The 26,284-nt window shown below is 65.5% G+C and carries 22 protein-coding genes; 8 read left to right on the top strand and 14 right to left on the bottom strand.

Features of this window, described 5'->3' with window-relative positions; all coding sequences use genetic code 11:
- The first annotated feature begins 6 nt into the window (after positions 1-6).
- The 5 genes from ACY34H_RS07580 to panB all read left to right on the top strand — a co-directional run bounded on the left by ACY34H_RS07580 (position 7) and on the right by panB (position 3,960).
- Positions 7-675 (top strand): histidinol-phosphatase, encoded by a 669-nt coding sequence (locus ACY34H_RS07580; RefSeq protein ID WP_464976875.1) that lies wholly within the window; start codon positions 7-9, stop codon positions 673-675.
- Entirely contained in the window at positions 668-2,185 is a 1,518-nt protein-coding gene (gene pcnB, locus ACY34H_RS07585; protein WP_464976876.1) for a polynucleotide adenylyltransferase PcnB, read from the top strand. Before ACY34H_RS07580 ends, pcnB begins: the two co-directional genes overlap by 8 nt.
- Positions 2,185-2,658 (top strand): 2-amino-4-hydroxy-6-hydroxymethyldihydropteridine diphosphokinase, encoded by a 474-nt coding sequence (gene folK, locus ACY34H_RS07590; RefSeq protein ID WP_464976877.1) that lies wholly within the window; start codon positions 2,185-2,187, stop codon positions 2,656-2,658. Before pcnB ends, folK begins: the two co-directional genes overlap by 1 nt.
- A gap of 3 nt (positions 2,659-2,661) precedes the next feature.
- Positions 2,662-3,009, top strand: coding sequence for a DMT family protein (locus ACY34H_RS07595; protein WP_464976878.1), 348 nt, complete (start codon positions 2,662-2,664; stop codon positions 3,007-3,009).
- A gap of 102 nt (positions 3,010-3,111) precedes the next feature.
- Positions 3,112-3,960 carry a 3-methyl-2-oxobutanoate hydroxymethyltransferase gene (gene panB, locus ACY34H_RS07600; protein ID WP_464976879.1) on the top strand — a complete coding sequence of 283 codons (849 nt, stop codon included), beginning with the start codon at positions 3,112-3,114 and terminating at the stop codon, positions 3,958-3,960.
- A gap of 81 nt (positions 3,961-4,041) precedes the next feature.
- On the opposite strand, the gene ACY34H_RS07605 is transcribed toward panB, so the two are convergent.
- Positions 4,042-4,983, bottom strand: a complete 942-nt coding sequence (locus ACY34H_RS07605; protein ID WP_464976880.1) for a zinc-binding dehydrogenase — start codon at positions 4,981-4,983, stop codon at positions 4,042-4,044.
- A gap of 93 nt (positions 4,984-5,076) precedes the next feature.
- Here ACY34H_RS07605 and ACY34H_RS07610 point away from each other — a divergent pair, with 93 nt between their 5' ends.
- Complete coding sequence (locus ACY34H_RS07610; protein WP_464976881.1) at positions 5,077-5,526, top strand: MarR family winged helix-turn-helix transcriptional regulator; 450 nt, start codon at positions 5,077-5,079, stop codon at positions 5,524-5,526.
- A gap of 88 nt (positions 5,527-5,614) precedes the next feature.
- Here the strand turns inward: ACY34H_RS07610 and ACY34H_RS07615 are convergent, their stop codons facing one another.
- Positions 5,615-7,102 carry an aldehyde dehydrogenase gene (locus ACY34H_RS07615; protein WP_464976882.1) on the bottom strand — a complete coding sequence of 496 codons (1,488 nt, stop codon included), beginning with the start codon at positions 7,100-7,102 and terminating at the stop codon, positions 5,615-5,617.
- A gap of 194 nt (positions 7,103-7,296) precedes the next feature.
- Here ACY34H_RS07615 and ACY34H_RS07620 point away from each other — a divergent pair, with 194 nt between their 5' ends.
- Entirely contained in the window at positions 7,297-8,799 is a 1,503-nt protein-coding gene (locus tag ACY34H_RS07620; protein ID WP_464976977.1) for a catalase, read from the top strand.
- A 91-nt stretch (positions 8,800-8,890) separates the two neighbouring features.
- Here ACY34H_RS07620 and ACY34H_RS07625 read toward each other — a convergent pair whose 3' ends face one another.
- The gene (locus tag ACY34H_RS07625; protein WP_464976883.1) at positions 8,891-9,697 is read right to left on the bottom strand and encodes a hypothetical protein; all 807 of its coding nucleotides are present in this window, start codon (positions 9,695-9,697) and stop codon (positions 8,891-8,893) included.
- 286 nt (positions 9,698-9,983) lie between these two features.
- Here ACY34H_RS07625 and ACY34H_RS07630 point away from each other — a divergent pair, with 286 nt between their 5' ends.
- Complete coding sequence (locus tag ACY34H_RS07630; RefSeq protein ID WP_464976884.1) at positions 9,984-11,447, top strand: high affinity choline transporter 1; 1,464 nt, start codon at positions 9,984-9,986, stop codon at positions 11,445-11,447.
- A 73-nt stretch (positions 11,448-11,520) separates the two neighbouring features.
- Here the strand turns inward: ACY34H_RS07630 and ACY34H_RS07635 are convergent, their stop codons facing one another.
- From ACY34H_RS07635 to ACY34H_RS07685, 11 genes are all read right to left on the bottom strand, one after another.
- Positions 11,521-12,930 carry an aspartate aminotransferase family protein gene (locus tag ACY34H_RS07635; protein WP_464976885.1) on the bottom strand — a complete coding sequence of 470 codons (1,410 nt, stop codon included), beginning with the start codon at positions 12,928-12,930 and terminating at the stop codon, positions 11,521-11,523.
- 154 nt (positions 12,931-13,084) lie between these two features.
- A complete protein-coding gene (locus tag ACY34H_RS07640) occupies positions 13,085-14,455 on the bottom strand; it encodes a glutamine synthetase family protein (protein WP_464976886.1) in 1,371 nt (456 codons plus the stop codon).
- A gap of 123 nt (positions 14,456-14,578) precedes the next feature.
- The gene (locus ACY34H_RS07645) at positions 14,579-15,343 is read right to left on the bottom strand and encodes a gamma-glutamyl-gamma-aminobutyrate hydrolase family protein (RefSeq protein ID WP_464976887.1); all 765 of its coding nucleotides are present in this window, start codon (positions 15,341-15,343) and stop codon (positions 14,579-14,581) included.
- 164 nt (positions 15,344-15,507) lie between these two features.
- Complete coding sequence (locus tag ACY34H_RS07650; RefSeq protein ID WP_464976888.1) at positions 15,508-15,909, bottom strand: type II TA system antitoxin MqsA family protein; 402 nt, start codon at positions 15,907-15,909, stop codon at positions 15,508-15,510.
- A gap of 85 nt (positions 15,910-15,994) precedes the next feature.
- Positions 15,995-18,664, bottom strand: a complete 2,670-nt coding sequence (locus tag ACY34H_RS07655) for a molybdopterin-dependent oxidoreductase (RefSeq protein WP_464976889.1) — start codon at positions 18,662-18,664, stop codon at positions 15,995-15,997.
- A gap of 31 nt (positions 18,665-18,695) precedes the next feature.
- Positions 18,696-19,901, bottom strand: a complete 1,206-nt coding sequence (locus ACY34H_RS07660; protein ID WP_464976890.1) for an NAD(P)/FAD-dependent oxidoreductase — start codon at positions 19,899-19,901, stop codon at positions 18,696-18,698.
- 10 nt (positions 19,902-19,911) lie between these two features.
- Positions 19,912-20,262 (bottom strand): nitrite reductase small subunit NirD, encoded by a 351-nt coding sequence (nirD, locus tag ACY34H_RS07665; protein WP_464976891.1) that lies wholly within the window; start codon positions 20,260-20,262, stop codon positions 19,912-19,914.
- Between the two features lie 32 nt (positions 20,263-20,294).
- The gene (gene nirB / locus ACY34H_RS07670; protein ID WP_464976892.1) at positions 20,295-22,820 is read right to left on the bottom strand and encodes a nitrite reductase large subunit NirB; all 2,526 of its coding nucleotides are present in this window, start codon (positions 22,818-22,820) and stop codon (positions 20,295-20,297) included.
- Between the two features lie 48 nt (positions 22,821-22,868).
- Positions 22,869-24,182, bottom strand: coding sequence for an MFS transporter (locus ACY34H_RS07675; RefSeq protein ID WP_464976893.1), 1,314 nt, complete (start codon positions 24,180-24,182; stop codon positions 22,869-22,871).
- 317 nt (positions 24,183-24,499) lie between these two features.
- Positions 24,500-25,666 carry a CmpA/NrtA family ABC transporter substrate-binding protein gene (locus tag ACY34H_RS07680; RefSeq protein WP_464976978.1) on the bottom strand — a complete coding sequence of 389 codons (1,167 nt, stop codon included), beginning with the start codon at positions 25,664-25,666 and terminating at the stop codon, positions 24,500-24,502.
- Positions 25,666-26,265, bottom strand: coding sequence for an ANTAR domain-containing response regulator (locus ACY34H_RS07685; RefSeq protein WP_464976894.1), 600 nt, complete (start codon positions 26,263-26,265; stop codon positions 25,666-25,668). The genes ACY34H_RS07680 and ACY34H_RS07685 overlap by 1 nt, the downstream gene beginning before the upstream one ends.
- Positions 26,266-26,284: the final 19 nt, after the last annotated feature.

Raw genomic sequence — 26,284 nt, forward strand, 5'->3', positions numbered from 1 at the left:
AGCCCCATGAACCTGGCCCTGTTCGACCTCGACCACACCCTGCTGCCCATCGACTCCGATTACGAATGGGGCCAGTTCCTGTGCCGCCAGGGCGCCGTCGATGCCGCCGCCTTTGCCCGCCGCAACGACGAATTCTTTGCCCAGTACCAGGCCGGCACGCTGGACCCGGTCGAATACCTGGAGTTCGCGCTCGGCACGCTGGCCACGTTCGACCCAGAGCGGCTGGCCGCCCTGCAGCAGCAGTTCATGGCCGACGTCATCGAACCGAACATCCTGCCGGCGGCACGCGCGCTGCTGCAGCGGCATCTCGATGCCGGCGACATGGTGGCCATCGTCACGGCGACCAATCATTTCGTCACCGCGCCGATCGCCAAAGCGTTCGGCGTGGATCACCTGATCGCGGCCATGCCGGAAATCGTCGATGGCCGCATCACCGGCCGCCTTTCCGGCAAGCCGACCCAGGGCGAAGGCAAGATCCTGCATACCAGGGCGTGGCTGGAACAGATGGGGAAAACGCTCGAGCACTTCGACAGCGTGTACTTCTACAGCGACTCGCACAACGACCTGCCGCTGCTGTCGATCGTCTCGCATCCGGTCGCCACCAACCCGAATGCCGTCCTGACCCGCCACGCCAACGAGCGCGGCTGGGCTTTACTCCAACTATTCAATGATTAAGAAATTCATCCGCAAGATCCTGGGCGTCAAGGATGCCCGCAGCAACAGCGAACCCGAAATCCTCAGCCCGGAGCAGCACGGCATCGATCCGAAGATGGTGTCATCGAACGCGGTCCGCGTGACTTCCACGCTGCAGGAAGCGGGCTTCGAAGCGTTCGTCGTCGGCGGCGCCGTGCGCGACCTGCTGCTCGGCGTGAAGCCGAAGGATTTCGACATCGCCACCAACGCCACGCCCGAGCAGGTCAAGAAGCTGTTCCGCCGCGCGTTCATCATCGGCCGCCGCTTCCAGATCGTGCACGTGATGTTCGGCCAGGACCTGCTGGAAGTGACCACCTTCCGCGGCACCACCACCGACAACGCCCCGAAGGACGAACACGGCCGCGTGCTGCGCGATAACACCTTCGGCAGCCAGGCCGAGGATGCGGAACGCCGCGACTTCACCATCAACGCGATGTACTACAACCCGGCCAACCAGCAGGTGCTCGATTACCACGGCGGCATGCGCGACATGCGCGCGAAGCTGCTGCGCATCATCGGCCAGCCAGAAACACGCTACCGCGAAGACCCGGTGCGCATGCTGCGCGTGGTGCGCTTCGCCGCCAAGCTGAGGTTCGACATCGAGCCGACCACCGCAGCGCCGATCGCCGTGATGGCGCCGCTGATCAACAACGTGCCGGCCGCCCGCGTGTTCGACGAGATGCTCAAGCTGCTGATGAGCGGCAGCGCCCTCGCCTGCCTGCTGCAGCTGCGCAAGGCCGGCCTGCACCATGGCCTGCTGCCGCTGCTGGACGTGGTGCTCGAGCAGCCGCTGGGCTTCAAGTTCGTGACGCTGGCGCTCGAATCGACGGACAAGCGCATCGCCTCCGGCAAGACCGTGTCGCCGGGCTTCCTGTTTGCATCGCTGCTGTGGCACCAGGTGCTGGAAAAGTGGAACGCCTACCAGGCCTCCGGTGAATTCCCGATCCCGGCGCTGCACCTGGCGGCGGACGAAGTGCTCGAATCGCAGACCGAAAAGCTGGCGCTGCAGCGCAAGATCGGCTCCGACATGCGCGACATCTGGGCCATGCAACCGCGCTTCGAGCGCCGCAACGGCAAGAATCCGTACAAGCTGCTGGAACACGTGCGCTTCCGCGCCGGCTACGATTTCCTGCTGCTGCGCTGCTCTTCCGGCGAAATCGAGCAGGAACTGGGCGACTGGTGGAGCGCCTTCTACGAAGCCGACGAAACGATCCGCGCTGAGATGGTGTCGGCCATCTCGAGCGGCGCCGCCGCCGGCAAGCGCAAACGTCCGCCGCGCCGCGGCACGCGCCTTGAGGAAGGCGGCGAAGCCGCCGAACATGCTGCGGAACAGGCAGGCGACGACGACTTCGAAGGCGATGAACTGCACGCCGAGGGCGAAGGCGAATACGGCACCCCGGCGGCACCGAAACGCCGCCGCCGCGGACCGCGCCGCAAGCGCAGCGGCGAGGGCGACGCGCCGGAAACGACGACGACACCGACCATCGACTGATGGAAGCCTTCGTCGGCATCGGCGCCAATCTCGGCGACGCGCGCGCCAACGCGCTCGATGCGGTCGCGCGGCTGCGGCGCGTGCCCGGCATCGCCGTCACCGCCGTTTCCAGCCTGTACCGCACGGCGCCGATCGACTCTTCCGGCGACGATTACATCAACGCCGTGGCCCGCATCGATACCACGCTGGCGCCGCATGCGCTGCTGGAGGCGCTGTTCGCGATCGAGCGGGAACACGGCCGCGAACGCCCTTACCGCAACGCGCCTCGCACGCTGGACCTCGATTTGCTTCTGTACGGCGATGAGGTCATCGATACCGCCACGCTGGCGGTGCCGCACCCGCGCCTGACGCAGCGCGCGTTCGTACTGGTACCACTTCTGGAAATCGCGCCGGACATTGCCGTGCCCGGCCTCGGCGCTGCCGCATCGTTCGCCCCGGATGTGGCCGATCAACGCATCGAACCCATCGCCTGACCCATGCAGATTCCCGTCATCGTGCAGACCGTTGGCCTGCTGACCCTGTCGAACGTCTTCATGACGGTGGCCTGGTACGGCCACCTGAAGAACTTCTCCACCAAGGCCTGGTATGTCGCGGCATTCGCCAGCTGGGGCATCGCGCTGTTCGAATACCTGCTGCAGGTACCCGCCAACCGGATCGGCTACACGCAATACAGCCTGGCGCAACTGAAGATCATGCAGGAAGTGATCACGCTTTCCGTATTCGTGCCGTTCGCGATGATCTACATGAACGAGCCGTTCAAGACCGATTACATCTGGGCAGGGTTGTGCCTCATCGGCGCGGTCTACTTCATCTTCCGGTCCTGATCCCGGACTGACTTCTGCACGGTCGTTCGCCGGGGTTTAGAATACGCGCCGTAACGATTTTATTAGAGGACTTCCATGTCTGGTTATCTGCAGGGTAAAGAGATGTCCGCGGCTACTCCCACGACGAGCGGCACGCCGGCACCGGCAAAAGCGGTGGCGAACAAGGCCGTCACGCTTCCGTCGCTGACCGCGCTGCGCGCGGCCGGCGAAAAGATCTCCATGCTGACGTGCTATGACGCCAGTTTTGCCGCGCTGATGGACAAGAGCGGCGTTGAAATCCTGCTGATCGGCGATTCGCTGGGCATGGTGTGCAACGGCCACTCGTCCACGCTGCCCGTCACCGTACAGGAAGTGGCGTACCACACGGCCGCCGTCGCGCGCGGCGCGAAATCGGCGATGATCATGGCCGACCTGCCTTTCGGCAGCTACGGCACGCCCGAGCAGGCGCTGGCCAGCTGCGTGCAGCTGATGCAGGCCGGCGCCCACATCGTCAAGATCGAAGGCGCCGGCTGGCTGGCCGACACGGTGCGCTTCCTCGTCGAGCGCGGCGTGCCCGTCTGCGCCCACATCGGCCTGACGCCGCAATTCGTCCACCAGCTGGGCGGCTACAAGGTGCAGGGCAAGACCGTGGAAAGCGCCGATGCGCTGAAGGCCGACGCGCTGAAGCTGCAGGCCGCCGGCGCCTCGATCGTGCTGCTGGAAGCCGTGCCGTCCACCGTCGGCAAGGCGGTCACCGAGGCCCTGTCGATCCCCACCATCGGCATCGGCGCCGGCCCCGACTGCTCCGGCCAGGTACTGGTGATGCACGACCTGCTGGGCGTCTTCCCCGGCCGCAAGGCGCGCTTCGTGAAGAACTTCATGGATGGCCAGCCGACCATCGAAGCAGCCTTCGGCGCCTATGTCGCCGCCGTCAAGGACGGCAGCTTCCCCGCCGCCGAACACTGCTTCTAAAAAATCCGGGACGGACCCTGTTTTTCAGGAAATTTCTTTAAAAACAGGGTCCGTCCCCATTTTTTTAACCCGGTTTTTGTCTTATGGGGTGAACACGACGCGGGCGCCGTCCGGAGCGGGCGCTGACCAGGCCTGCTCCACGTCGCTGAGCGGCCTGGCGTGCGCGTCGATGCGGAACGTGCCGCTGGCGATCTCCCTTGCGAGCGCGGGCAGTTCGCCGAGGATCGCGCGGTCCGATACCGAGCCCAGCCCGCTCCCCACGATCTCGACATTGGCGCCACGCAGCAGCGCCCCCGGGATCGGCGCCACATCGCCGGCCATCGAGCCGACATGTATCCACGTGAAGGGCGCGCTGCGGTCGCTGCGCTGGCGGATGACCGTCTCCATGATGCGCACGGCAGCCTCGCCCCAGAGGAAATCAAGCACGACATCCACTTCGCACGCGAGGGCTCCCAGCCTGGCATCGCCCAGGGTCACCGTCTCGGTGGCGCCGAGTTCGCGCAACCTGGCGAGCTTGCGCTCGTCGCGCCCCGCTGCGATCACCTGCACGGCGCCGAGGTGCCGCGCGACCTGCACCGCCATGCGTCCCGAACTGCCCGTGGCCCCGAGCACGAGCACGTTCTGCACCGTCTGAAACGGTACGCGGCAACGCAGCGCCAGCCAGGACGCCATCGCCGGATTCATCGCCGCGGCAAGCGTGACCGGGTCACTGTCTCCCGGCAATTCGATACTGCGCCGCAGTTCGATGACGGTCCTGTCGGCCATCGTGCCGAGCTGGTCCGGGGCCTGGACGAAGTAGCGCAGCTTGCCATCCGCACCGCGCCCCACCCCGTCGACGCCGGCGACGAGCGGGGGCCGGCCCGTGCTCGAATAATGGGCCCCCGAGGCACGCCCGCGGGTGATGTGGTGCAGGCCGGCGGCCAGCACGTCCACCAGCATTTCCCCGTGCATTTCGGGCACGGGCTCGCCGATGTCGGTATAGCGCGGCGGTTTCTCGAACGATGTGATGACGGCAGCTTTCATGGTGTTCTCCTCAATGGACGATGCGGCACGAGAAAGTTCGTACTACGATCCATTATTGATACGTAGTGCGAACTATGTCAAGATGCGATCACGATGAAAAAACAAGAACCCGCGACTCCTGTCCCAATGGCCGGCGAAGGCCTGGCCGATGCGCTGGTGCCCGCCGCCTTCGCCACCATGGCCGTGCTCAACAAGATCGGTGCCGAAAACGACCTGTCCCTTACGCTGATGCGCGTGCTGGGGATCCTGCGGGACCGGCGCCCGCGAATGGTCGAGCTGGCCGATTACCTGGGATTGGAAAAGCAGACGATGTCGGGGCTGATCGCGCGGGCCGAAAAGCGCGGCCTGGTGGCGCGCGCGCCGAACGTGGAAGATGGCAGGGCGACCGACGTTTTCCTGACCGGCGAAGGCGTCAGGCTGTTCGACCAGCTGCACGGGCAGATGCGGCAGGCGCTGGCGCCGCTCACCGAAGGGCTGGGCGCAACGGACCAGAAACTGCTGCAGGACCTGCTCGAGCGCATGCTCGCATCCCGGCGGCGTTGAAGGCCGGCGCTGCGCCGGCGTGGGTTGATCGCTGGCGTCGCACCAGCCGGGCGCCGCGCCGTCCGGCCTGCGCCGCGGCGGGCCAGGCTTACACCTGGATCCAGGTCGTCTTCAGCTCCGTGTACTTGTCGAACGCGTGCAGCGATTTGTCGCGGCCGTTGCCGGATTGCTTGTAGCCGCCGAACGGCACCGTGATGTCGTCGTTATCGTACTGGTTCACGTGCACGGTGCCGGCGCGCAGCGCGCGCGAGGTCCTGATGGCTTTCGACAGATCCGCCGTCCACACGGCAGCGTGCAGACCGTACGGCGTGGCATTGGCCTGCCGTACGGCTTCATCGAGCGACGTGAAGCCCAGCACGGACAGTACCGGTCCGAAGATTTCCTCTCGGGCGATGCTCATGCCGGCATCGACGTTGTCGAAGATCGTCGGCGCCACGTAGTAGCCGCCGCTATCGAGGCGTACGCGCTCGCCGCCGGCCAGCAGCCGCGCGCCCGCGGCCTTGCCTTCGCCGATGTATTTCATCACCGTGGCCAGCTGGGTTTCGTCGACGATCGCGCCCATCACCGTGTTCGCATCGAGCGGATCGCCCGGTGCGAAGCCCGGCACCATGGCCAGCGCCTTCTCGATGAAACGCCCGCGTATCGATTCTTCCACGAACAGCCGCGATGGCGCATTGCAGCTTTCTCCCTGGTTGAAGAAGATCGATCCGATCGATGCCGCCACCGCCGCATCGAGGTCCGGGCAATCGGCGCAGACGATGTTGGCCGACTTGCCGCCCAGTTCTGTCCACGCCCGCTTCAGGTTCGACTGCCCCGCCATCTGCACGATCTGCTTGCCCACGCGCGTGGAACCGGTGAAGGCGATGCAGTCGACATCCATGTGCAGCGCCAGCGCGCTTCCCGCCTCGTTGCCATAGCCGGGCAGCACATTGAACACGCCGGGTGGAATGCCCGCTTCCAGCGCCAGCTCGGCCAGCCGCAATGCCGTCAATGGCGACTTTTCCGACGGTTTCAGCACCACGCTGTTGCCCGCCGCGAGTGCCGGAGCGATCTTCCATGAGGCCATCAGCATCGGGTAGTTCCACGGCACGATCGCGCCCACCACGCCGACCGGCTCGCGCGTGATCAGCGCCAGGCTGTCGCCAGCCGTCGGCGCGATCTCGCCATACACCTTGTCGATTGCTTCGCCATACCAGCGGATGCAGTTCGCCGCGCCGGCCAGGTCGACGGCCAGGCTGTACTTGACCGGCTTGCCCATGTCGAGCGTCTCCAGCAGCGCCAGTTCGTCGCGGTGCTGCTGCATCAGGTCGGCGAATGCCACGAGGATGCGCTTGCGCTTCGCCGGCGCCAGGCTGGCCCAGCGGCCGTCCTCGAACGCGGCACGCGCTGCCGCCACGGCCAGTTCCACATCCTCGGCGCCGCAGCGGGCCACCGGGCCAAGCGCGCGGCCGTCGATCGGCGAGCGGTTGTCGAACTGCTGCCCGGTGCACGACCAGGTGCGCTGGCCGCCGATGAAGGCGCGGCCGTCGATGTTCAGCGCATGGGCGCGCTCGTGCCAGCTGGCGAAATCGTTCATGGCGGTCTCCTGTGGATGTCCGCCGATTCTACCGCCGGCTTGTCGATCAGTTATTACTATCAAATCGATAGTTACAATGAATTTCCATAATGGAAGCTCCAGAAATAGTATAAGCCTTCCTTAAACATTGTTTTCGATAGGTAGAATATATGGAGTTCATGGCTTCCAAGCCGGGCCGCGCACTGCTGTGCGCCATGGCCATCGTATCCGCGCTGACGTCGATGTCGACCGGCGCCCATGCGCAGACCCTGACCAAGGATAACGGCGCCCCCGTCGGCGACAACCAGAACAGCCAGACCGCCGGTCCCGGCGGCCCCACGCTGCTGCAGGACGTGCACCTGGTGCAAAAGCTGCAGCGCTTTGACCGCGAGCGCATCCCGGAGCGCGTGGTGCACGCGACCGGCACCGGCGCCCATGGCACGTTCACGACGACCGACGACCTGTCCGATGTCACCAAGGCAAAGCTGTTCGCCAAGGGCGCCGTCACGCCCGTGTTCGTGCGCTTCTCCACCGTGATCCCGGGCCGTTCGGGCGCCGAGACCACGCGCGATCCGCGCGGCTTCGCCACCAAGTTCTATACGCAGGAAGGCAACTGGGACCTGATCGGCAACAACCTGCCGATCTTCTTCATCCGCGACGCGATCAAGTTCCCGGACATGATCCATGCGCTGAAACCGGACCCCGTGACCAATGTGCAGGAACCGGAACGCGTGTTCGACTTTTTCTCGCACGTTCCGGAAGCAACCGCGATGCTGACCCGCGTGTACTCGAACTGGGGCACGCCGGCCAACTACCGCCAGATGAACGGCAGCAGCGTGCACGCGCTGAAGCTGGTCAATGCCAAGGGCGACTACGTGTACGCGAAGTTCGCCTGGAAGTCGCGCCAGGGCGAACGCAACCTGCGCCCGCAGGAGATTCCCGCCATCCAGGGCAAGAGCACCAGCCACGCCACGGTGGACCTGTATGAGTCGATCAACGCCGGCAAGTTCCCGACCTGGGACCTGACGGTGCAGATCCTGAAACCGCAAGACCTCGACAAGTTCGATTTCGATCCGCTCGATGCCACCAAGACCTGGCCTGGCATCGCCGAGCGCAAAGTGGGCACGATGGTGCTGAACAAGGTACCGGACAACTTCTTCGAGGCCACCGAGCAGGTCGCGATGGCGCCGGGTAACCTGGTGCCGGGCATCGAAGCTTCCGAAGACCGCATGCTGCAGGGACGCCTGTTCTCGTACGTCGACACGCAATTCCACCGCCTGGGCGCGAACTTCCAGTCGCTGCCGATCAACAAGCCGCTGGTCCCGGTGCGCAACCACCAGCAGGATGGCGCGATGAACATCGATGGCCGCAAGGGCACCGTGAACTACCAGCCAAGCCGCATCGCCAACCTGGCCGAAGACCCGAATGCCCGCGGCAGCAAGCTTCCGCTGGCCGGCACCACGCAGCAGCAGCGCATCGCCAGGACGCTGAACTTCCAGCAGGCCGGCGACTACTACCGTGCCCTGTCGGCACAGGACAAGGACGACCTGATCGCCAATCTCTCCGGCGACCTGAAGCGCGTAAAGAACCAGGTCAATCTGTACACGATGCTGTCGCACTTCCATAAAGCCGATGCCGACTATGGCAAGCGGCTGGTGAAGGCGGTGGGCGCCGATGGCGCCAGGGTGGCCGAACTGGCGGCCGCGCTGAAGGAGTAAATCGCGCCGATCGCCTGAAACGGGCCACGCCGGGCAACCGACACGCTAAACACCGTCGATTGCCCGGCGCCGCCCCGTCGATGCCGCGGCATCACATCGCCGGCCGTCTCGTCCGCAGTACGGCCGCCACGGCGAGCCCGGCGATTGCCAGCAACGGCAGGCTGCCGGGCTCCGGCAGCTCCAGGTTGAAACGCTGCGAGAAAACCACCAGCGCAGCCGTATCCGCACGGTCGACCGCCCATACCAGCACGTTCTTGCCGGCCCATATCCCGGCCTGCGGCGCAAAACCGGCCAGGTCCACCACCCGGAATGGCTGGATGGGGAAATTCCACAGCAGTTCCCCCGCTTCATTGCCCCCGCGATCGCTGCCGGGGTCCCTCGCCAGATAATCGGCAATGTGGACGCCATGGCCCGGCTGCCGCAGGTCGAGCGTGCCGGCATCCATCGTCACCGCTGCGCCCATGGCAGGGTGCGCCGGGTCGAGCGTGGAGACGCGGAAGCGCATTTGCAGGCCGACAAAGGCGAAAACGCCGTCGCCCTGTACCGACAACTCATTGCCGCGCACATCGAACCTCAGCCTCGCGCCGGCCGGCGCCTCGCCGGTGAGCGCGGTCACGTCGATATTGGCGGCATTGAAGGCCCGCAGGGGATCCGAGGCGACATGGCTGGCACTGAAGTCGGTGAATGCCAGGCCGCCCGCGTTCAGCGTACCGCCGGCAAGCAAACTGGACAGCGGTATCGCCTGGGCGCTGCCGGCAATGGCGGCGGACAGCATCGTGGCCCTGATCGATCGCCGGCACTGCCTTGTCCAGAACTCCTTCAGCCAGAACTCCTTCAGCCAGAACTTTTTTAGCCAGAACCTCTTTAGCCAGAACTGTTTCAGCCAGAACTTTTTCATGATGCGCTCCTTTGGCAACTTGCACCGGCGGCGCGTCGGCTGCGCAGCTGGCATGCGTGCTTTCGTTCGTTACATCGATCTCGCATAAGCCATGCCAAGCCCACCACGCCCCGCGCAGCGCGCGCCCCCTCCGCAGCACGTCAAGTTTGCCGACGAGCGGCCACAGCCGGTTGTCCGGGCTTGCAACATCCGGCGATAAATCGCCTGTAAAGTTGCTCCAGCGGCCGCATCCTGCCTTTATAATCCGGAATTTTCCGCCCGCTAATTTCCGCTCCCGAAAGCTTGCATGAACACCACCCTGATCATCTTCGTCGTGCTGTATCTCCTGGGGACGCTGGGCCTCGGCATGTGGGCGGGCACGCGGATCAAGAACACGAGCGACTTCGCCGTCGCCGGCCGCAGCCTGCCGTTGATCATGGTCATCACGACAACGTTCGCCACCTGGTTCGGTGCCGAGACCGTGATGGGGGTGCCGGCGAAATTCGTGCAGGGCGGCCTGAATGCCGTGATCGAGGACCCGTTCGGGGCTGGCACCTGCCTGATCCTCGTCGGTCTTTTCTTCGCCACCAAACTGTATAAATTGAACCTGCTGACGATTGGCGACTACTACCGCCAGCGCTACGGCAAGGGCATCGAAGTATTCTGCTCGGTGGCGATCATCCTCAGCTACCTGGGCTGGGTGGCGGCGCAGATCACCGCGCTGGGCCTGGTGTTCACGGTGCTGACGAACGGCGCGCTGGCGCCGGCGGCCGGCATGGTGATCGGCACGCTGGCCGTGCTGATCTACGTCGTCGTCGGCGGCTTCCTGGCCGTGGCGATTACCGATTTCATCCAGATGATCGTGCTGGTGGTGGGCATGACGGTCATCGCGTTTTTCGCGGCCGACCTGGCCGGCGGCGCCGGCAACGTGCTGGACATGGCGCAGCGTGCCGACCTGTGGCGCCTGCTGCCGGAACCCACGTTCACCGACATCATGTTCTTTTTTGCCGCGGCCATCACCATGATGTTCGGCAGCATTCCGCAGCAGGACGTGTTCCAGCGCGTGATGTCGGCCAAGGATGCTCCCACCGCGCGCACCGGCGCGGTGATCGGCGGCGCCAGCTACATCATCTTCGGTTTCGTGCCGATGTTCATCGTGGCCGCGGCCGTGGTCGTGATGGGCGACAGCGCGATGGAACTGGCCAAGAACGACTACCAGCGCCTGCTGCCCACGTTCGTGATGACGAAGATGCCGCTGATCATGCAGATCCTGTTCTTCGGCGCGCTGCTCTCGGCGATCAAGAGCACCTCGTCGGCCACGCTGCTGGCGCCGTCCACCAGCTTCGTCGAGAACATCCTGAAGAACCTGCGCCCGGGCATGAGCGACAAGCAGCAACTGCTGGCGATGCGCGTGACGATCGTGATCTTCGCCGCGCTGGTGCTGGCGTACGCGATCGCGATGCAGGGCACGTCGATCTACGAGCTGGTGTCGTCCGCCTACCAGGTGACGCTGGTGGGCGCCTTCATTCCGCTGGTGATGGGCCTGTACTGGCGGCGCGCCACCACGCAGGGCGCGATCCTGTCGATCGGCGCCGGCATCTTCGTGTGGGTGCTGTTCTTCCCGCAGATCTCCGATCTGGGTGAAGCATTCCCCGGCCAGCTGGCCGGCCTGCTGGCCGCACTGGTTGGCATGATCGCAGGCTCGCTGGCACCGCAGGTGCTGAAGAACCGGCAGGAACAGCCGCAGCACATCGCCGGCGCCAAGGCATAAGGCGGCTGCGCTCCGGTTTCCGCGCCGCGGAACCCGGGCGCCAGGGCCAGCGCGGGGACCGCCCGGCCCGCCTTCAGCTCAGCCAGCCACGCTCCATCACGTCCGCCAGCGCCAGGTCGAGGCAGAAGCGGATCTTCTGGATCATCTCGTCTACCTGGTCGCGCGTCATGACCAGCGGCGGCGCGATGATCATCCGGTCGCCTACCGCGCGCATGATGACGCCGTTCTCGAACATGTGCGCGCGGCACAGCATGCCCACGCCCAGCGCCGGATCGAACTTCACCTGGTGATGCACGTTGGCGGCCTTGCGCCGCACCAGCGACAGCCCGGCCACGAAGCCGAAGCTCTCGGCCGTGCCGACCAGCGGGTGCGCCGCCAGGCTGGCGAAACGCTGCTGCAGGTATGGGCCGGTATCGCGCGCCACCCGTTCCACCAGGCCTTCTTCCTCGAGGATGCGGATGTTTTCCAGCGCGGCCGCGCAGGCTACCGGGTGCCCCGAATACGTGAAGCCGTGGTTGAAGTCGCCGCCGGCCACCAGCACCTGCGCCACCCGGTCTCCCACCAGCACGCCGCCCAGCGGCACATAGCCCGAGGTGACGCCTTTCGCGAACGTGATCAGGTCGGGCCGCATGCCGTACAGGTCCGATGCGAACCAGGTGCCCAGCCGGCCGAAGCCGGTGATCACTTCGTCCGCGATCAGCAGCACATCGTACTTGTCGCAGATGCGGCGGATCTCGGGCCAGTAAGTGGACGGTGGAATGATGACGCCGCCGGCACCCTGGATCGGCTCACCGATGAACGCGGCCACCTTGTCCGGCCCCAGTTCCCTGATCCGCTCTTCCAGCCAGCCCGCCGCATGGATGCCGAATTCCTCCGGCGTCATGCCGGCGCCGTGGTCCGCATAGTAGGGTTGTTCGATGTGCACGATGCCGGGAATCGGCAGCCCGCCCTGCACGTGCATGCCGCTCATGCCGCCCAGCGACGCCCCGGCCATCGTGCTGCCGTGGTAGGCATTGTGGCGGCTGATGATCACCGTGCGTTCGGGCTGCCCGGCCAGGTCCCAGTAGCGGCGCACCATGCGCACATTGGTGTCGTTCGCCTCCGAACCGGAACCCGTGAAGAACACGTGGTTGAAGCCGGCGGGCGCGATCTGCGCCAGCTTGGCGGCCAGCTGCACGGCGGGAATCGTGGTGGTGTTGAAGAAGCTGTTGTAGAACGGCAGCGTATCCATCTGCCGCGCCACTGCCTCGGTGATGCTGCGGCGGCCATACCCGACGTTGACGCACCACAGGCCGGACATCGCGTCGAGCACCTTGCGCCCGTCCGAATCCCACAAATAGATGCCATCGCCGCGCACCATCACGCGCGCGCCCTTCTCCGCCAGCGCCGCGTGGTCTGTAAACGGGTGCAGGTAGTGTGCGGCGTCGAGCCGCTGCAAGCCCTCGGTGTCCGGCAGTTCCGGCACGATCGGGGTGGTAGTCATGTTTGCCTCCAGGGGAAGGCGCGGTCACGCGGGCCACGCGACAGCCGGCCAGGCGGCCGGCAAAAAATTCATCTCGCAAATACAGTATAAACCGTTTACACAGGACGGGTTCGGGCCTGCCGGGCCTGCCCCGGCCCGGCCGATGCGAGGATCGTCAGACGTGAAGCAGCAGGTGTTCCCGTTCCCACGGGCTGATGACGGTCATGAACTCCTGGTGTTCGAGATCCTTGATGGCAGCATACACGTCGATGAAGCGCTCGCCCAGCACCCCGCGCAGCTTCTCTTCCTTGCGCAGCAGGCCCAGTGCTTCCGGCAGCCCTTGCGGCAGCTCGTACTTCATCTCGTAGGCACTGCCATGGGTGATCTCGGTGGGGTCGAGCCCCTCGGTCATGCCGAGGTAGCCGGCGGCGAGCGTGACGGCCAGTGCCAGGTAGGGATTGGCGTCCGAGCCGATGATGCGGTTTTCCACGCGGCGGTCCTGGATGCCCGATTCGGGCACCCGGAAGCCCACGGTGCGGTTGTCCACGCCCCACTGGATGTTGATCGGTGCCGCCGTATGGCGCACCAGCCGGCGATACGAATTCACGTACGGCGCCACGATCGCCAGCGCGCAAGGCATGTAGCGCTGCAGGCCGCCGATGTAGTGCTTGAACAGCTGCGACGGCGAGCCGTCCTCGTTCGAGAAGATGTTCCAGCCCGATTTCGCATCGACGATGCTCTGGTGGATGTGCATTGCCGAACCGGGCTCGCCGGCCATCGGCTTGGCCATGAAGGTGGCGTACATATTGTGTTTCAGCGCCGCTTCGCGCAATGTGCGCTTGAAGAAGAACACCTTGTCGGCCAGGCCGAGCGGCTCGCCGTGCAGGAAGTTGATCTCCATCTGGCCGGCGCCGATCTCGTGGATCAGCGTGTCCACGTCCAGCCCCATCAGGTCGCAGTAATCGTAGATGTCCTCGAACAGGGGGTCGAACTCATTCACGGCATCGATGCTGTAGACCTGGCGCGACGTTTCGGCGCGGCCGCTGCGGCCCACCGGCGCCTTCAGCGGCAGGTCGGGATCCGAAATCTTGGCGGTCAGGTAGAACTCCAGTTCGGGCGCCACCACCGGCTTCCAGCCCTTGTCCTCGTACAGTTTCAGCACGCGGCGCAGCACCGAGCGCGGCGCGAAATCGACCAGGCGCCCGTCGGCGAAATAGCAGTCGTGGATCACCTGCGCGGTGGGGTCGGTGGCCCACGGCACCATCGTGATCGTGCCGGGATCGGCCTTCAGGATCATGTCCCGGTCGGTCTGCGAGATCGCCCGGTCGTAGGCCGGGTCGTCGGTGGGGGAATTGCCGGTAACCGTCATGCCCAGCACGGCCTCCGGAATGCGCATGCCGCGCTCCTGGGTGAACTTCCCGCGCGGCAGGATTTTGCCGCGGGCGACGCCGGTCAGGTCCGGCACCAGGCATTCGATTTCGGTGACCCGTTTTTCATTGAGCCACTCGTCCATGTCGGTATAACTGAAATTCTCGCGGATTGCCATGGGTCTGTTCCCTTTCTCGCTCCAGTAAGTCAATGTGCGCGGCCCGCTGCGGGCCGCGTCCCTCGAACTTCACTTGGAAGCACAGCTATGGGATCCTGCCCGCCCAGGCCTCGTAAGTAGTCATCAGCCCCGATCCTGCCGGTTCGCCTGGTATTCTCGGCACGCATTGCCGAACGCCAGGAACATCTTCATGGAATCGGGGTTTTCCGTGATGCGCCATTCGGGGTGCCATTGCACCGCCAGCGTGAAGCCATGCGCGGCATCCACGGTATATGCTTCCACCAGCCCGTCGTGCGCCACCGCTTCCACGGTGACGCCGGGAGCCAGCCGGTCGATACCCTGGCCATGCAGGGAATTGACGGTGATCTCCTCGGGATTGCCCAGCATTTCGGCAAACTTGCCCCCCTTGGTCAGGTAGATCGGGTGAGCGGGGCCGTACTGCACTTCCAGTGAATCGTCTTCCCGGTCGCGGTGGTCCATCATGCCCGGCAATTCCTGCACCGCCTGGTGCAGCGTGCCGCCCAGCGCCACGTTGATCTCCTGGAAGCCGCGGCAGATGCCCAGCAACGGAATGCCGCGCTTGACGGCCGCGCGGATCAGCGGCAGCGTGGTGGCATCGCGTGCCGCGTCGAGCGGCAGGTCGGGATTGCGGATCGGCTGGCCATACAGGTCGGAATGCACGTTCGACGCCGAACCGGTCAGCATGATCCCGTCCGCCACGTGCAGCACCGCTTCCATGTCCGTCAGCTCGGCCAGCGCAGGCAGGACCAGCGGCATGCAACGCGCGCCGAGCACGACGGCATTCACATACTTGTTCTGGGCGGCATGATTCGGGAAATGCCCGATCTGCCGGGTACATGCTGGAACGAGGACGATAGGACGGCGCATATGCGACTCCGCAAACGTTGACGACCGATGTTTTTAATGTAACACAAAGTGAAATATTCGATTGTTCGGTCGCGTACACAATCGTGGCACTTTCATTGGCAAACCCGCGGCAAGTCCGATGTCAAATCCGGGTGACATGCCCGGCCAGACCGCTGCCGGGCCGCTCAACCGTGCAGCTCGTCCAGCAGTTCGGGATGCCGGTCCAGCAGTTGCAGCAGCTTGATCGTCGAGGGATGCGGGGTGGCCTTGCCCGCTTCGTAGCTGGCGAAGGCACCGGCCTCGGTGCCGAACAGCTCGTCGGCTTCGGGCGGATCGAGCCGCAGCCTGCGGCGCACGGCCGCGATGGTGCCGGGATCGACCAGTTCGCCATCGACGCGGCGCTGGAAGCGGCCTACCAGCTCGTCGAAACGTTCCACCGCCGCGCGATCGAGCGCCACGCCGCCGCACTGGATGCAGTGGTAGCCGCTGACCGAGGGAATCGTGGTGTGGCGGTCCTTGTAGGTGTAGGACACGCTGTGCGTATCGTGCACCGGGTCCGGTGCACCGCATTCGGGGCATTTCTCCATGATCGCCATTTCCTGGAAAGCTTGTCAGTCCAGGCGATTCTAGCGCCGCCAGCCCCGAAGGGCTGGCACCGGAGAACCCACGGCTTCAGGCCGGCACGCGCATCTGCGCCAGCAACTGGCGGATCTCAGGCACGCACGAGCCGCAGTTGCCGCCCGCCTTCACGCAGGCGGTGACCTCGGCCGTGGTCTTCAGGTCCTTGTCGCGGATGGCGTTGCAGATCGTGTTGCGGCCCACGCCGAAGCACGAGCATACGGTCGGGCCGGTGTCGGCGCCCTGCTTCAGCGGACGGCCGGCCAGCACGCCGGCGCGCTCGGCATCGGCCAGCGCTTCGGTCGAGAACAGCCCGGCCAGCCAGGCCCGCTCGGGCAGGTCGGGCCGCGGCGACACGAAGATGCACTGGGCGATGCGGTCGTCTTCGATGTGCACGGCGCGGTACACGCCGGCGCTGCGGTCCGCGTACTCGAGCCAGTCGGCATCCTCGTCGGCGATGCCCAGCAGTTCCCGTGCCCAGGCGCCGAAGTCCGTGATGCGGTTGCGCCCGGCCATTTCATAACGGGTGAAACCGGCGCCCTGCGCACGGGTCCAGTACGCCACCTTGTCCAGGTCCAGCGCCGTGCGCGACAGCACGAAGCCGTGCCACTGCACGGGGAAGCGGTCGACCATGACCGGCGTATGCTTGAATTCCGGTTCGCCGGAGACGGGATCGACGACCGGGTTCACGACCGCGCCGACGCGGGCGTCGGAAGCGGTCTGGGCGTTCCAGTGGATCGGCACGAACACGCTGCCGCGGGCAATGCCGCCGCCGTGCCGCACGCGCGCCACCATGCTGCCCCATTGCGACGAAATGCGCGCCAGCTCGCCGTCGCGCACGCCGCACAGCAGCGCGTCCTGCGGGTGCAGGTCGACGAACGATTCCGGCGTGTGCTCGGCCAGCTTCGGTGCGCGGCCGGTGCGCGTCATGGTGTGCCACTGGTCGCGCACGCGGCCGGTGTTCAGCACCAGCGGATACTCGCCGCCGGCGGTGTTGACCGGCAGGCGCGGCACGGTCGGCACGAAGCGCGCGCGCCCGTCCGGGAAGGAGAAACGGCGATCGGCGAACACGCGGCGTCCGATCGGCCACTGCACCGGCTGCAAGCCGTCGTAGCCGGCACGGTCGAGCGATGCCAATGCGCTGATGTCGAACAGGCGCGGCAGCGCATCGGGTGCATTGCGCCATGCCGAGAGGCGCGCATGTTCGGCGAAGATTTCGGACTGGTGCGTGAAGTCGAAGCCGGCGTAGCCGAGCCGCCGGGCGAACTCGCACAGGATCTGCCAGTCGCCCTTTGCGTCGCCGGGTGCCGGCAGGAACGCCCGCTGGCGCGAGATGCGGCGTTCGGAATTGGTCACCGTGCCATCCTTCTCGGCCCACGCCAGCGCGGGCAGCAGCACGTGCGCAAAGGCGTTGGTGTCGGTGTCCTGCACCACGTCCGATGCGATCACCAGCTCGGCTTTCGACAGCGCGCGGCGCACCTGGTCGGCATCCGGCAGGCTGACCATCGGATTCGTGGCGATGATCCACACCGCTTTCACCTTGCCGGACTCGATGGCCTGGAACAGGTCCACCGCCTTCAGGCCGGGCTTGTCGGCGATGCGCGGCGAATCCCAGAATTCGCGCACGGCGGCGCGGTGCTCCGGCTTGTCGAGATCCAGGTGCGCGGCCAGCATGTTGGCCAGGCCGCCCACTTCGCGCCCGCCCATCGCGTTCGGCTGGCCGGTGATCGAGAACGGGCCCATGCCCGGCTTGCCGATGCGGCCCGTGACGAGATGGCAGTTGATGATCGCGTTGACCTTGTCGGTGCCGGCGGACGACTGGTTCACGCCCATCGAGAAGCCGGTGATCACCTTCGCCGTGGCGGCAAACGACTGGTAGAACGCCAGCACGTCTTCCAGGGGCAGCCGGCATGCCTGCGCCACTGCTTCGGGCGTGAGGTCGGCCGCTTCCAGCGCTTCGTTCAGGCCGCGCGTGTGGTTGGCGATGAACGCCGCATCCACCGCTTCGCCGCGCGACAGGTAAGCCAGCAGGCCGTTGAACAGCCACACATCGGTGCCCGGCTTGACCGGCAGGTGCAGGTCGGCCAGTTCGCAGGTGGCGGTACGGCGCGGGTCGATGACGACGAGCTTCAGCTCCGGCCGGGCTTCCTTCGCGCGCGTGATGCGCTGGAACAGGATCGGGTGGCACCAGGCCAGGTTCGAACCGACCAGCACGATCATGTCGGCGTTTTCCAGGTCGTCGTAGTTGACCGGCACCAGGTCTTCGCCGAATGCGCGCTTGTGGCCGGCCACGGCGGACGACATGCACAGCCGCGAATTGGTATCGATGTTGGCGCTGCCGACGTAGCCCTTCATCAGTTTATTGGCAACGTAATAATCTTCCGTCAGCAACTGGCCGGACACGTACAGCGCCACCGAATCCGGCCCATGCTCGTCGACGATCGCGCGCCATTGGCCGGCGGCGCGGTCCAGCGCTTCGTCCCAGGATACCTGCCGCAGGTTTCCATCCTCGCGAACCTGCGGATGCAGCAGCCGCCCTTCCAGGCCCAGTGTTTCGCCCAGCGCCGCGCCCTTCACACACAGCCGGCCGAAGTTCGACGGGTGATCCGCATCGCCGGACACGGTGGCGGATTGCGGCCCCTGCGGCACGGCCTTGACGCCGCAGCCGACGCCGCAATAAGGACAGGTGGTGGCGATGGACAGATGTTGCTGGGACAGGTTCACGATGGTTCCAATGCTGGACAGTAACTGGGGTTTATGCGGCGAGCGCGGGACCGAACAGCAGGTGGTGGCGCATGGCGCTGATGTCGGCGCCGCGCTGGATCAGGTCGAAGTACCACGGCCCATCCTGCACGTCGCCATACAGCACGGCGCCGACCAGGCATGGCCCGTCCAGCACCAGCCGCTTGTAGACGCCGCGGCGCGCATCGCGCAGCACCAGGTCTTCGCTGCCTTCGGCGCCGATGAAGTCGCCGACCGAGTACAGCTCGATGCCGGTCACCTTCAGCCGCGTGGGCGAAGCCTGCTGCACATAGCGGCGGTGGCCGGCGCCGGCCAGGTGGGCGGCGCACACCTTGGCCTGCTCCCAGATCGGCGCGACCAGGCCGAACGTGGCGCGGCGGTGCTGCACGCATTCGCCGACGGCGTACACCCGAGGGTCGTACGATTGCAGCGTGTCGTCGACCACGATGGCGCGCTCGCAATGCAGGCCGGCCGCTTTCGCCAGTTCGATGTTCGGGCGCACGCCGGCGGTCATCACGACGAGGTCGGCCGGAATTTCCGTGCCATCCTTGAACCGCACGGCCGTCACGCGGTCCGGGCCGACGATCCCGGCGGTCTGCGCTTCCAGCATGAACTTCAGGCCGCGCGCTTCCAGTGCGCGCTGCAGCAGCTGCGCGGCCGGTTTGTCGAGTTGCTGGTTCATCAGCGCATCGGTCACGTGCACCACCGTGACTTCCATGCCCTGCTTCAGCAGGCCGTTGGCCGCCTCCAGCCCCAGCAGGCCACCGCCGATCACGACCGCATGCTTGTGGTCGCGGGAAGCTGAGAGCATGCTTTCGACGTCGGCAATGTCGCGGAACGCCAGCACGCCGGGCAGCTCGTGGCCCGGCACGGGAATGATGAACGGTTTCGAACCGGTGGCGATCAGCAGGCGGTCGTAGCGCACTTCATGGCCGGACTGGGCGCGCACGATGCGGCGGCGGCGGTCGATGTGCACCACCGGGTCGCCGGCGTGCAGCGTGATGCCGTTCGCCTCGTACCATTCGCGCGTGTTGAGCATGATGTCGTCGACCGACTTTTCGCCGGCCAGCACGGGCGACAGCAGGATGCGGTTGTAGTTACCGTGCGGTTCGGCACCGAACACGGTGATGTCGTACAGGCCGGGCGCCAGCGCGAGCAGCTCCTCGACCGTGCGCATGCCGGCCATGCCGTTGCCGATGACGACCAGGGCGGGTTTCATGGTTGTTTCCTCAAGCCCCGACCCACACCTTGCCGGCTTCGATCCGTGCCGGCCAGGTCGGCACCGAGTTTTCCGGGGCTTCCAGGCATTCACCCGTCTGCAGGTCGAAATGGTGCTTGTAGATCGGCGAGGCGACGACGAGGCGCTCGCCCAGGCTGCCCACCAGGCCACGCGACAGCACCGAGGCTTCCGAATTCGGATCGTAGTTGCCGATCGCGAACACGCGCGTATCGGTGCCGTCGTTCAGGCGGAATACGGCAACCTGCTCGTTGTTCAGCAGGGCGCACACGCCGGTGTTCGGCACGATGTCTTCCACACCGCAGATCGCGGTCCAGTTGGCGGCTTCGTTCTCACGTTTCATGTTGGCTCCTAGTCAGCTGTTCAAGAGATTGTTCAGGCGGCTTTGATGGGGATGACGCGTTTCTTTTCCTGCACGGTGGCCGGCCGGATCTGGCCACGCTCTTCGATGAACACCACGTTCTCGTCCTTCTTCTCGCTGTTGACGAAGTGGCGGAAGCGGGCGCGCGTTTCCGGGTTGTTCACGGCTTCCTTCCACTCGCAAATGTAGGTATCGACGACGCGCTGCATGTCCGCTTCCAGTTCGGCGGCCAGTTCGAGCTTGTCGTTGATGACCACGTCCTGCAGGTACTCCAGGCCGCCTTCCAGGTTGTCGCGCCAGGTGCTGGTGCGCTGCAGGCGGTCGGCCGTGCGGCTGTAGAACATCAGGAAGCGGTCGACGTACTTGATCAGCGTTGCCTTGTCGAGATCGGAGGCGAACAGTTCGGCGTGGCGCGGCTTCATGCCGCCGTTGCCGCACACGTACAGGTTCCAGCCCTTCTCGGTGGCGATGATGCCGACGTCCTTGCCCTGCGCTTCGGCGCACTCGCGGGTGCAGCCGGACACGCCGAACTTGATCTTGTGCGGCGTGCGCAGGCCCTTGTAGCGGTTCTCCAGCTCGATGGCCAGGCCCACGCTGTCGTCCACGCCGTAACGGCACCAGGTCGAGCCCACGCACGACTTCACGGTACGCAGCGACTTGCCGTACGCATGGCCGGTCTCGAAACCGGCGGCGATCAGTTCCTCCCAGATCGACGGCAGTTCGTCGACACGGGCACCGAACAGGTCGACGCGCTGGCCGCCGGTGATCTTGGTGTACAGGCCGTATTTCTTGGCGACCTGGCCGACTGCGATCAGGCCGTCCGGCGTCACTTCGCCGCCCGGCATGCGCGGCACCACCGAATACGTGCCGTCCTTCTGGATGTTGCCCAGGTAGTAGTCGTTGGTGTCCTGCAGGCTGGCGTGTTCCTTCTTCAGCACGAAATCGTTCCAGCACGTGGCCAGGATCGAGCCGGCCAGCGGCTTGCAAACGTCGCAGCCCAGGCCCTTGCCGTGCTGGGCCAGCAGTTCGTCGAAGGTCTTGATATTGCCGGCGCGGATGATGTGGAACAGTTCCTGGCGCGAGTGCGGGAAGTGTTCGCAGACATGGTTGTTGACGTCCATGCCCTGCTTCTTCATCTCGGCCTTCATCACCTGCGTGACCAGCGGCACGCAGCCGCCGCACGAGGTGCCGGCATTGGTGCAGCTCTTCAGCGCGCCGATCGACGTGGCGCCATCGGCCACCGCGGCGCAGATCGCGCCCTTAGTCACGTTGTTGCACGAGCAGATCTGCGCGGCGTCCGGCAGCGAATCCACGCCCAGGCCAGGCCTGGCCTTGCCGTCGGATTGCGGCAGGATCAGGAATTCCGGCGATTCCGGCAGCTCGATGCGGTTCAGCATCATCTGCAGCAGCGTGCCGTATTCGCCGGCATCGCCGACCATCACGCCGCCCAGCAGGTACTTGCCGCAGTCGGAGACGACGATCTTCTTGTAGACCTGTTTGCGCTCGTCGGTGAACTGGTAGCTGCGCGCGCCTTCCACCTTGCCGTGCGGGTCGCCGATGGACGCCACGTCCACGCCCATCAGTTTCAGCTTGGTGCTCATGTCGGCGCCGTTGAAGTCGGCGGACTGACCGCCCAGCTGTTTCGCCACCACGCGGGCCATGTCGTAGCCCGGTGCGACGAGGCCGTAGATCATGCCGTTCCACAGCGCGCATTCGCCGATCGCGAACACGTGCGGATCGGAGGTGCGGCACTGGTTGTCGATCGTGATGCCGCCGCGCGGGCCGATGGCCAGGCCGGCTTCCTTCGCCAGCTGGTCGCGCGGGCGGATCCCGGCACTAAAGACGATCATGTCCACGTCGAGGTGCGTGCCGTCGGCAAACTGCATGCGGTGCGCACCTTCTTCGCCGTCGACGATGGCGGTGGTGTTCTTGCCGGTATGGACCGTCACGCCCAGCTCGGCGATCTTGTTGCGCAGGATGCGGCCGCCGCCATCATCGACCTGCACCGCCATCAGGCGAGGCGCGAATTCGACCACGTGGGTGATCAGGCCCATGTCGCGCAGCGCCTTCGCGCATTCCAGGCCCAGCAGGCCGCCGCCGATGACGACGCCGGTCTTCAGGCGGGCGCCCGCTTCGGCCATGCCTTCCAGGTCTTCGATGGTGCGGTAGACGAAGCAGTCCTTGCGGTCGCGGCCATCGATCGGCGGCACAAATGGATAAGAACCAGTCGCGAGCACCAGCTTGTCGTAAGACAGAATGTCACCGGTGCTGGCGGTGACCGTCTTCGCCGCCAGGTCGATCGACTCGGCACGCGCATTCAGGCGCAGCACCATGTCGGAGCGGTCGAAGAAGCCCGGCTTCACCAGCGACAGGTCGTCCGCGCTCTTGCCGCTGAAGAATTCCGACAGGTGCACGCGGTCGTAGGCCGGGCGTGGTTCTTCGCACAGCACCGTGACCTGCATGCCGGCGACGGGGTTGTCCGCCAGGCTTTCGAGGAATTTGTGGCCAACCATGCCATGACCGATGACGACGATTTTCATGTTCTGCTCCGTGACTCAGTAATCAGTATTCAAAACTTGCGATGCAAATCAGGCGGCGGCGCGGGCCAGCGCATGTTCTTCGTTGGTGGCGGCCGAGAACCGCAGCGCGATCGCGCAGGCCGCGGAAATCAGCACCAGGAAGCCCAGGATCGACAGCGTCTGCTGCGTGCTGCCCACGCCCTTCATCAGGAAACCGGCGGCGACCGCACCGACGTTGCCGCCGGCGCCGATGATGCCGGTGACGCCGCCCAGTGCGCGCTTGTCGATGAACGGCACCAGCGCGTAGGTAGCGCCGCAAGCCATGTGCACGCACATGCCGAACGACAGCATGGCGAAGATGGCAACCGTGGCGGTATCGGCCTTGGCGAACCAGATCAGGCCAGCGCCTTCGCCCAGCATCAGGATGAACAGCAGCGTGACGCGGGCATTCAGGCTGCCGCGCAGGGCCATCTTGTCGGACACGAAGCCGCCCAGGGCACGGGCAAACAGCGCCAGCAGGCCGAAGCTGCCGGCGGCCAGGCCAGCCTGTTTCAGCGACATGTCGAACTGGTCGACGTAGTAGGTGGCGGCCACGTTATGGATGAACAGTTCCACGCCGAAGCAGGCGCCGTAGGTGATGAACAGCAGCCATACGCGGTAGTTCGCGGCGGCCAGCTTGAAGCTGTCCCAGCCGCCTTTCTTGCCGCCTTCGATCTCGATGCCGGCCTTGCGCAGCTCGGCGTAGTTGCCTTGCGGGCAGTCCTGCGTGAATTTCCAGTACAGCGCGCCGACGATGATCATCAGCACGCCCGGCACGATCAAGGCCAGGCGCCAGCCCATGGTTTCCGACACGCCCAGCATCAGGATCGCGGCCATGATCAGCGGCATGGTTGCCTGCGTGACGCCGCCGCCGGCATTGCCCCAGCCGGCCGTGGCCGCGTTGGCGGTACCGACCACGCGCGGGCCGAACATCACCGACGTGTGGTACTGCGTGATGACGAAGCTGGCGCCGATCGCGCCGATCAGCATGCGGAAGAACAGGAAGCTCTCATAGCTTTGCGAAGCGGCCACGCCGAACACGGGAATCGAGCCGAACACCAGCAGCGCGGTGTGCGCCTTGCGCGGGCCGTAGCGGTCGCACATCGGACCGATGATCATGCGCACCAGGATCGTGATCGCCACCGCGGCGATGTTGATGTTGGCGATCTGCCCTGCCGTCAGGTTGAATTCGCCCTTGATCACGGGCATCAGCGGTGCGCAGGCGAACCAGGCGAAGAAGCAGGCGAAGAATGCCAGCCACGCCAGGTGGAATGCGCGCATCTGCGGCGTGGCTAGCGAGAAGAGCTTGATGCTGTCAGCTTTGCGGGTCACGTTGCTGGTCATTTTTTCATCCCTGTTATCGGAAGCTACAAGCAAAAAAAAGGCGCCCGGGCAGAATCGCGGAAACGTGTTTCGTGAAACAAGTTTCGTGAGTCTGCCCGGACGCCGTTGTCCTGATGCCGCCCCGCCATTGGGACGGCTATGCAATGTTCAGGAGATCGCCATTGACCTCTTGCCCTGTACTTTGCAAGAGGCGTGCCAGCTTTGTTTGGGCTTCGTCAGGGGGAGAGCAGGTGCCGCGCCGTGCGCTGGAGCGGAAAAAGCAGGGCGGCATGCAAGTTGGCGGTGCAGTGCCGCCCGCTTATGGTGCAATGCAGCGTTCAGCGCTGGTGGATCGGGAACGAGGCTGCGTAGCGGGCCGGGTCGGCGCCATCCCACATGCGGCCGTCGACCAGTGTCGAGCTGCGCAGCAGGTCCGCGGGTACCGGCACGCCGGCCATTTCGGCCGCCTCGCGGTACAGGCGCAACTGGGTGACCGACTGCGCCACCGCCAGGTAATCGGGGTCGGTTTTCAGCAGGCCCCAGCGGCGGAACTGGGTCATGAACCACATGCCGTCCGACAGCCACGGGTAGCTCGCCTGCCCGTCCTGGTGGAAGCGCATCGGGTGGCCGTCCTGCCATGCGTGTCCGGTGCCATCGTCGTAGCGGCCCAGCATGCGCGGCAGGATCGCCGCCTTGTCGGTGTTCACGTAGGGTACGGCGGCGATGATTTCAGCGGTGGCGCGGCGATTTTCTTCACTGGCATCGATCCACCGGCCGGCCTCCAGCACGGCCGCGATCAGTGCCCGGCATGTGTTCGGATGGGCGTGCACGAATTCCAGGGAGGCGCCCAGCACTTTTTCTGGATGGTCGGGCCAGATGCGCTGGCTGGTCGCGACGGTGACGCCGACGCCGTCGATCACTGCCTGGCTGCCCCACGGTTCTCCGGCGCAGAAGCCATCCATGTAGCCCTCGACCAGGTTGTAGACCATCTGTGACGGCGGCACGGTGATCGCCCGCACGTCCTTCAGCGGGTGGATGCCGTGGGCAGCCAGCCAGTAATACAGCCACATCGCATGGGTGCCGGTCGGGAAGGTCTGGGCGAAGACATACTGCCTTGGCTCGCGGGCCATCAGGGCGGCCAGCGAGGCACCGTCCGTGGCGCCCTGCTCCGCCAGCCGGCGCGACAGCGTGATGGCCTGGCCATTGCGGTTCAGGTTCATCAGCACGGCCATGTCGCGCGGCTGCGCGCCGATGCCCAGCTGGGTGCCGTAGACCAGGCCATACAGCGCGTGAGCGGCATCGAGCTCGCCGGTCATCAGCTTGTCGCGCACGCCGGCCCACGAGGTTTCGCGCGACAGCACGATGCGGATGCCGTGCTTCTCGTCGAAGCCCAGCATGGCCGCCATGACGACCGAGGCGCAGTCGGTCAGCGGGTTGAATCCTATGTTGACAGTTGTTTTTTCGATATGCATGACTGCTCCGGCCGGGCCGCACGATAAGTGCATCAACCCAGCAAGTCCTCCACGTCCAGTATCCGCTGGGCGATGTCGGCCAGCTTCAGGTTCTTGTTCATTGCCATCGTCCGCAGCCGCTGGTAGGCCTGGTCCTCGGTCATGCCATGGCGGCTCATCAGCAAGCCCTTGGCGCGGTCGACCACCTTGCGCTCGGCCAGCCTCAGTTTCGTGTCCTGCAGCTCGTCCAGCAGCTTCTGCTCCTTGCGGAAGCGCGCCAGCGCCACGGAGAGCACCGGCTTGATGCGTTCCGGCTTCAGACCGGCCACGATGTAGGCCGACACGCCCGCGTCGATCGCCGCATCCATCGAGGACTGGTTGTCGTCCTCGGTAAACATGACGATCGGGCGGCGCTCGTCGCGGGTGGCCACGACGATGTACTCCAGCACGTCGCGCGCGTCCGATTCCGCATCGACGATGATCATGTCCGGCTGCAGGCGGGCGATCTCTTCCGGCAAATGAAAATCGGCCGGCAGCGACGCCACCAGCTCGTAACCGGCCTCGATCAGGCCCGCGTGCAGCGCGGTGGCGCGCAGCGACGCGTCACTTTCGTGGGGAGGGTGAACTAAAACGATGCGGAGATGGCGGCTCATGCCCTATTGCAGAGCAATA

It is taken from the genome of Pseudoduganella sp. jia 9 (assembly GCF_055502615.1).